The following is a 7,061-nucleotide window of genomic DNA, read 5'->3' as shown; positions in this document are numbered from 1 at the left end:
TACCCGGGATCGTTCGATGGGCGGCGGGGCGTGGGGCCGTCGGCGTCAGCTTCGAGGGGTCGCCGGTGTCACCGCCGCACTGGCTGTAGCGCGACCCCGTCCCAAGCAATACAGGTCCCATCCCGCGTCAGTCCACCGCTCGCCGTCAAGGCAATTGCGGCCGTCGACAACGACTTTGGCGCGTACCGTGGTCGCGAGCTCATCGGGGTCCAGTTCGACGAATTCGCGCCACTCTGTGAGCACCAGCACGGCGTCGGCGCGCTCACACGCCTCCACGACCGATGTGGAGTAGTTCAGGGTCGGAAACAGGCGCTGCGAGTTCTCCATTGCCTTGGGGTCGTAGACGTTGACGGTGGCGCCGTTGAGCTGCAGCATGCCGGCGACGTTGAGTGCCGGGGAGTCGCGCACGTCGTCGGACTCAGGCTTGAACGCCGCGCCCAGTACCGCGACGTTGGCGCCCAGCAGAGAGCCGCCACACGCCATCGTGGCCAGCTCCACCATCCGGGTGCGGCGCCGCATGTTGATGCTGTCCACCTCACGCAGAAACGTCAGCGCATGGTTCGCGCCGAGCTCACCGGCCCGGGCCATGAACGCGCGAATGTCCTTGGGCAGGCAGCCGCCGCCAAATCCAAGGCCGGCGTTGAGGAATCGACGCCCGATCCGCGGGTCATATCCCAGCGCGTCGGCCAGCAGCGTGACATCGGCATCGACGGCCTCGCAGACCTCGGAGATCGCGTTGATGAAAGAGATCTTCGTCGCCAGGAAGGCGTTCGCCGACACCTTGACCAGTTCGGCGGTCTGCAGGTCGGTCACCAGGAATGGCACCGAATCGTCCAGCAGCGGTGCATAGAGTTGACGGATCGCCGCTTCGGCACGGACCGAATCGCGTTGCACCCCAAGCACAATGCGATCAGGGTGCAGTGTGTCGTGAACGGCGAAGCCTTCGCGCAAGAACTCAGGATTCCAGGCCACTTCGACGTCGACGCCGTCCGGCGTCAGCTCGCGGGCGCGGCTGGCCAGCTCGGCGGCGGTGCCCACCGGCACCGTGGACTTGCCGACGATCACCGCGGGTCGTCGCAGGCGCGGCACCAGGGTGTCGATCACCGCATGCACGTGGCGCAGATCGGCGCCGTACTCGCCCTTCTTCTGCGGTGTTCCGACACCGAGGAAGTGCACGTCGGCGAATTCCGCTGCAACGTCGTAGTCGGTGGTGAAGCGCAGACGCCCGGCAGCGATGTTGTCGCTCAACACCTTTCGCAAGCCGGGTTCGTAGAACGGGATATCGCCGGCGGCCAGCTTGGCGACCTTACCCGGATCGATGTCAACACCGATCACGTCGTGCCCGAGCTCGGCCATTCCGGCCGCGTGGGTGGCTCCGAGGTAACCCGTGCCGAATACGGTGCATCGCATACTGCCTCTATATGCAGCTGCGATGAGCTAACCGCTACGCGACACCAAGCGGCAAGCCAACGGCAGGTGACGGACGGGTGCCGAAATCTGAAATGCCCCTAGAAATCACGAATGCCCCATCTCGTTGCGCATTGGCAACGATGAATGGGGCATTGTGCGCGCCGGGCGGACTGATATGCAGCGCCGGGCGCAGAAGACCGGGGTTTAGACGGCCGTCACTCCGACTGCCTGAGGGCCTTTGGCGCCCTGTTCGACCTCGAACTGAACTCGCTGGTTCTCTTCGAGCGATTTGTAACCGCTCCCGCCGATCTCGGAGTAGTGAACGAACACATCCTCCGCGCCGCCGTCGGGAGCAATAAAGCCAAAGCCCTTATCGCTGTTGAACCACTTCACAGTTCCCTGTGCCATACTGTTAACTTCTTTCATTCGAATGGATGTACGAAAAACACCCAAAATCAGTCTAACACGGGAAAAAACGGGAAATTTCGCTCGCGCTGCTGCTAGCCGCAGAAGATGAGGAAACAGTTCCCGCCTGAGCCTCCGCTGCCCGAACCTCCGCGTCCGCCAGAGCCTCCGGAGTCGGAGCCGCCCGAGCCACCCGGCCCATAGCCACCTGAGCCACCCGGCCCGTAGCTATCTGAGCCGTCCGAACCCGAACCACCTGAGCCCGAACCTGAGCCCCCGCCCGGCCACTGCGGCCATTGCGGCTGCTGCGGTTGCTGCGGTTGCTGCGGGAACTGAGGTTCCTGGGGTTCTTGCGGTTCCTGCGGCCATGGGGTTGGCCACGGGGGCGGCGGTGTCCACGTCGGCTTGGGCGGTGTCCAGGTCGGCTTCGGTGGCGTCCACGTCGGCGTCGGCGGTGACCACGGCGGATTCCAGGGGTTCCACGGATTCTGCGGCCGTGGATACACAACCACTGGTGGCGGCAAGACGACCGGCGGGGTGTAGACCGGAGCCGGCGCAGGCGGAGGAGCCGCTGGAGGTGGAGGCGGCGCAGCTGGTGCCGGGGCCGGCGGTGGCGCCTGCGGGGCCGGCTGCTCGACGTACACAGTCCGCGGCGGCGCCTGCGGGGCTTCCTGCACCACCGGAATCGGCGCCTTGATGGTCTCGGCCGGCGGCGGCGGTGGCGCCTGAACGGGCTGAGCCTCCTGCTGCACCGGTGCAGGGGCAGGAGCCACGGTGCTCGGAACGATCGCGCTCTGCGCGGGACTCGGCCGCTGATCAACAGTCGGCCGGATGCTCACCGCAAGCGAAATAGCCAGTGCCACAACGCCAACCACGAAGATCGAGGTGAGCGCGCTACCGACGAGCAGGAAGGGCTTGCGCTCTTCCCCGACCGGAAGGTCCATGTCAGTGTCGGCCGCGTATTCGTCGACCAATGGGGCGCCGTCGCTGACTGGTGCGAGCTGGGTTTCGGCGGCAGCGAGGCCGGGGTAGGCGGCGCCAGCGGTGGTGCCGTCGGGGTCCTGCGAGTAGGCCAGCCCGACGGTGGTGGCCTCGAACGCGGGCGCGTTGGCAGATGCCAGCGCGGCGCCGCGGGCCAAGGCCAGCTCGGGCTCCTCCGGCGCGCTGACAGGCAGGCTGATGAGGTGCTGCAGGTGTGCCTTCACCGAGCTGACGTCGACGCCGGAGCCGACGACGAACATGGCCTGTGGCGGTGAATCCTGCGCGTCCACGGCCGCGGCCATATCGGTCAATACGGCCATCGCGTCATTGCTGTGCAGCGTGCGGCTCAACACCTTCACGACGGAGCCGTCGTCGGTCTGCACCACAGACAGCGTCGCGGTGTCGCGATCGATGAAAAGCAGCGCGGTGGTGTCGCATCCGACGGTGCGGCCGACGGCCTGCGCGAGGGCGGCTGCGGCGTGGCCATCGGAGACGAGCATGACGTCGTCGATACCGTGCGCAGTTAGGGCATCGCGCAGCACCGACGCTTCGGCGTGATCACTCCATGTCACGCCGATCGACTTGAGGTGATGGCCGCCAGCCTCGGCGCTCTCCTTGGTGCCAAGCACTGCGGAGATCACTTGTTCGGCTGCGTTCGAAGTTGCTGAGCCTTCGTTCGCCGTCACGTCGAAGGCATCGTGATCAACGGTTACCCCGTCGGCCTTCTCGCCTTCGACCAGCACCATGCGGACCGTCGTAGGTGTCATCGACACACCTAGTACGATGTCCACTGACCCCTCCAAAATGTTTGCTACGTCTATTATTTCGCCGTTAGGCAGTCATCCCGTACGAGCCGACAACTAGATATTTCATCGGCGCGATCAGCCGGTGCGTTACAACAGATGGCATTAGCTGATGGCGTTGAAGTTGTCGCCGGATCGCAACGGCATGGGTGCTCGCCGACGCCGGTATTTAGGACCCTACTCGGCTCAACGACAACACGCCCCTGGCGGTTCGAATTCCCCTGGGCTGTTGGGTATCAGCTTCCTTCGGCGGTCTCAGGTCGAGGCGCCAACAGGCCGGGGATGCCGGGTGAACCGGGACGGCGCACCGGCTGATGCCCGTGCACGGCCTCGGCATACGCCGTCTCGGCGTGCTGGGTGAAGTCGACGCCGGTGGTCTCGTCGTCGGCGCTGACACGGAACCCGAGGACGCGATCGATGATCTTGGCCAGCACGTAGGACACGACGAACGCGTACACGCTGACGACCAGGGCGCCCAGTGCCTGCTTGCCGAGTTGAACGAGCCCACCGCCGTAGAAGAGGCCCTCGGGGCCGGCCGTCATCACTTCGTTGGCCAGCAAGCCGATCAGCAGCACACCGACGAGACCGCCGACATAGTGCACGCCGACCACGTCCAGCGAGTCGTCGTAGCCGAACCGGAACTTCATACCCACCGCGAAGGAGCAGATGATCCCGGCGGCGAGGCCGACGACGAGCGCGCCGAGGGTGTTCACGGTTCCGCAGGACGGCGTGATGGCGACCAGGCCGGCGACCACACCCGAGGCGGCGCCGAATGTGGTCGGCTTGCCGTCGCGAATGCGTTCGACGGTGATCCAGCCCAGCATGCCGAGACATCCGGCGACCAGCGTGTTGAGGAATACCGCCGCAGCCGTGCCGTTGGCGGCCAGCGCCGAGCCCGCGTTGAACCCGAACCAGCCGAACCACAGCAGACCCGCGCCGAGCAGCACGAACGGCAGGTTGTGCGGACGCATGGCGTCCTTCTTGAAACCGATACGCGGGCCGAGCACCAGCGCGAGCGCCAATGCCGAAGCGCCGGAGACGATTTCGACGACCAGACCGCCCGCGTAGTCCAGCACGCCCAGCTCGAACAGCCAGCCGCCCGGCCCCCACACCCAGTGCGCCACGACGGCGTACACCGCAACCGTCCACAGCGGGACGAACGCCATCCAGGCCGCGAACCTCGCGCGGTCGGCGATCGCACCGCTGACCAGAGCGGCGGTGACGATCGCGAATGTCAGTTGGAACGTCGCGAATAGGAGTTCTGGAACTGTTCCGCGTGCGGTGGTCGGATCAATGCCGAGCATCCCGAAGTGCGCGAGGTCGCCGACAAGACCGCCTCCGGCATCCTCGGAGAACGCGACGGAGTAGCCGACCAACAGCCAGGCCACCGTGCACGCCGGGATCGCGATGAAGCACATCATGATCATGTTGAGCACACCGGTGGTGCGGACCATACCGCCGTAGAAGATCGCCAGCCCGGGCGTCATGAGCAGGACCATTGCGGTTGCGGCCAGCAGCCAGGCGGTTGCGGCAGGATCGATCTCTTGCACTTAGGGGCTCCCTCCGGATCGGAGAAGAGCATAGGGCGCGCGTTTCGGCAGAGTTACCGAATGCTGACAGCCAGCCGCTTGACTTCCCGCGTTGACTCTGCGCGCATGGCGCAAAAGTGCGAGTGGCCGTCGCCCTCACCGCAGAATGAACGGCCCAACCGCGCGCGTCAGCTGGATTTGATGAAGTTCTGATACGAGCGTGACGGAGTCGGCCCGCGCTGGCCTTGATACTTGGAGCCGGCTTGCGCGCTGCCGTAGGGGTGCTCGGCTGGACTGGTCAGCCGCAGCAGGCACAGTTGGCCGATCTTCATGCCTGGCCACAGCGTGATCGGCAGGTTCGCGACGTTGGACAGCTCAAGCGTGATGTGCCCGGAGAATCCTGGGTCGATGAAGCCCGCCGTCGAGTGGGTCAGCAGCCCGAGTCGGCCGAGCGACGACTTGCCTTCGAGGCGGCCGGCGAGATCGTCGGGCAGCGTGCACAACTCCAGCGTCGAACCGAGCACGAACTCGCCGGGATGCAGCACGAACGGCTCGCCGTCGATGGCGGTCACCAGAGTGGTGAGCTCGTCCTGCTGAATGGACGGGTCGATGTGGGTGTAGCGGGTGTTGTTGAAAACCCGGAACAGGTTGTCGAGCCGGACGTCGATGCTCGACGGCTGCACGAGGCTGTCGTCGAAGGGCTCGATAGCCAGCCGTCCGGCGGAGATTTCGGCCCGGAGGTCACGATCGGAGAGCAGCACGCGACGAGCGTAGCCGCTCAGATGTTAGCCTTCGTGGTCGAACAGGCCGATGTAGTTCAATGGCAGAACATCAGCTTCCCAAGCTGAATACGCGGGTTCGATTCCCGTCATCGGCTCCAGTGTGACCGGGCACGATGTCGTTCGATTCGTACGAACAGGCGCGCTCGGTGTCACAGACTTCCCCGTGAACAAGTCGCGGCACCCACCGTGTTCACCCTCCCCTGCCGCTAAGTCCCGCCGGCAAACGGAAGTTAGGGCAGGGCATGGACGGCGACAACAGCCCTGGCGGCAACGGCGGTGAAGGCGGGACCGGCGGCGCCGGCGAGGTCGGCGGCACTGGCGGCAACGGCGGCACCGGCGGCACTGGTGATTCCGGCTTCGTCGGCGGCAGCGGCGGCGCGGGCGGCGAGGGTGGCACCGGCACCACGACCGGCGGCAGCGGCGGCAACGGTGGCCAGGGCGGAGTAGGTGGCGAAGACCTCGGCGCGGGCGGCGATGGCAGCACCGGCGGCACAGGTGGCACCGGCGGCAAGGGCGGCACAGGCAGTGTCGACGGCGGCGACGGCGGACTGGGTGGCACGGGCGGCACCGGCGGCGGAGGCGGCACGGGTGCCGATGCCACCGGCGGCGGAGGTGGCGCAGGTGGAACCGGCGGTGAAGGCGGCGAGGGCCAAAACGGTGCAGGCGGCACGGGCGGCGGAGGCGGTACCGGCGGCACCGGCGGCTTCACCGGCGCTGGGGGCACGGGCGGCGACGGCGGCACCGGCGGCCAGGGCGGCGACGGCGGTCCCGGCAGCAGCGGCAATCTCCCCACCCCCGGCGGCAACGGCACCGACCCCGGCGACAACAACAACGGCTCTGAGGGCGGCGACGGCGGGGCGGGCGGCAACGGCGGCGCCGGCGCTCCCGCTGCAGACTGATCGAGAGCTGAGGGGTCGGCCGCACCCTGTCCCTCGGGCAGGGTGCGGCGCGGTTCTTGCAAGCGTGCATGTGTTGTCATTTCGTATGCATTGCACGGGTGGACGCATTCATGCGAAACGCCTTGCAAGACAACGTTTTAATGCGCGGCAATGGCGCCACACGATCCCATCACGTCAGCTCGAGGGGACGAACATAACGTTCGTCAACCAGCCCAGAACGGCACCGTCGCGGGTTCCGTCGCTAGTGACGAA

Annotated in this window: 6 protein-coding genes and 1 tRNA gene; 2 read left to right on the top strand and 5 right to left on the bottom strand. The window is 66.5% G+C overall.

Going from position 1 to position 7,061, the window contains the following annotated elements:
• Window positions 1-45: 45 nt before the first annotated feature.
• From VFH65_RS07135 to dcd, 5 genes are all read right to left on the bottom strand, one after another.
• A complete protein-coding gene (locus tag VFH65_RS07135) occupies window positions 46-1,410 on the bottom strand; it encodes a UDP-glucose dehydrogenase family protein (protein WP_353320453.1) in 1,365 nt (454 codons plus the stop codon).
• A gap of 204 nt (window positions 1,411-1,614) precedes the next feature.
• On the bottom strand, window positions 1,615-1,818 hold the full coding sequence (locus tag VFH65_RS07130; RefSeq protein ID WP_353320452.1) for a cold-shock protein: 204 nt from the start codon (window positions 1,816-1,818) through the stop codon (window positions 1,615-1,617).
• Window positions 1,819-1,910: 92 nt separating this feature from the next.
• A complete protein-coding gene (locus VFH65_RS07125; protein WP_353320451.1) occupies window positions 1,911-3,587 on the bottom strand; it encodes a DUF7159 family protein in 1,677 nt (558 codons plus the stop codon).
• Between the two features lie 248 nt (window positions 3,588-3,835).
• Window positions 3,836-5,149: an ammonium transporter gene (locus tag VFH65_RS07120; protein ID WP_353320450.1), complete on the bottom strand. Its 1,314-nt coding sequence runs from the start codon at window positions 5,147-5,149 to the stop codon at window positions 3,836-3,838.
• A 167-nt stretch (window positions 5,150-5,316) separates the two neighbouring features.
• A complete protein-coding gene (gene dcd / locus VFH65_RS07115; protein ID WP_353320449.1) occupies window positions 5,317-5,889 on the bottom strand; it encodes a dCTP deaminase in 573 nt (190 codons plus the stop codon).
• 45 nt (window positions 5,890-5,934) lie between these two features.
• Between dcd and VFH65_RS07110 the strand changes: the two genes are divergently transcribed.
• Together VFH65_RS07110 and VFH65_RS07105 are read left to right on the top strand one after the other, a co-directional pair.
• Window positions 5,935-6,008, top strand: a tRNA-Gly gene (locus VFH65_RS07110).
• Window positions 6,009-6,152: 144 nt separating this feature from the next.
• The gene (locus VFH65_RS07105) at window positions 6,153-6,809 is read left to right on the top strand and encodes a hypothetical protein (RefSeq protein WP_353320448.1); all 657 of its coding nucleotides are present in this window, start codon (window positions 6,153-6,155) and stop codon (window positions 6,807-6,809) included.
• Window positions 6,810-7,061 lie beyond the last annotated feature (252 nt).

Origin of the sequence: Mycobacterium sp. (genome assembly GCF_035697385.1) — a bacterium.
In the GTDB taxonomy this organism is placed as follows: domain Bacteria; phylum Actinomycetota; class Actinomycetes; order Mycobacteriales; family Mycobacteriaceae; genus Mycobacterium.
This window is presented reverse-complemented; position numbering and strand designations above follow the sequence as displayed.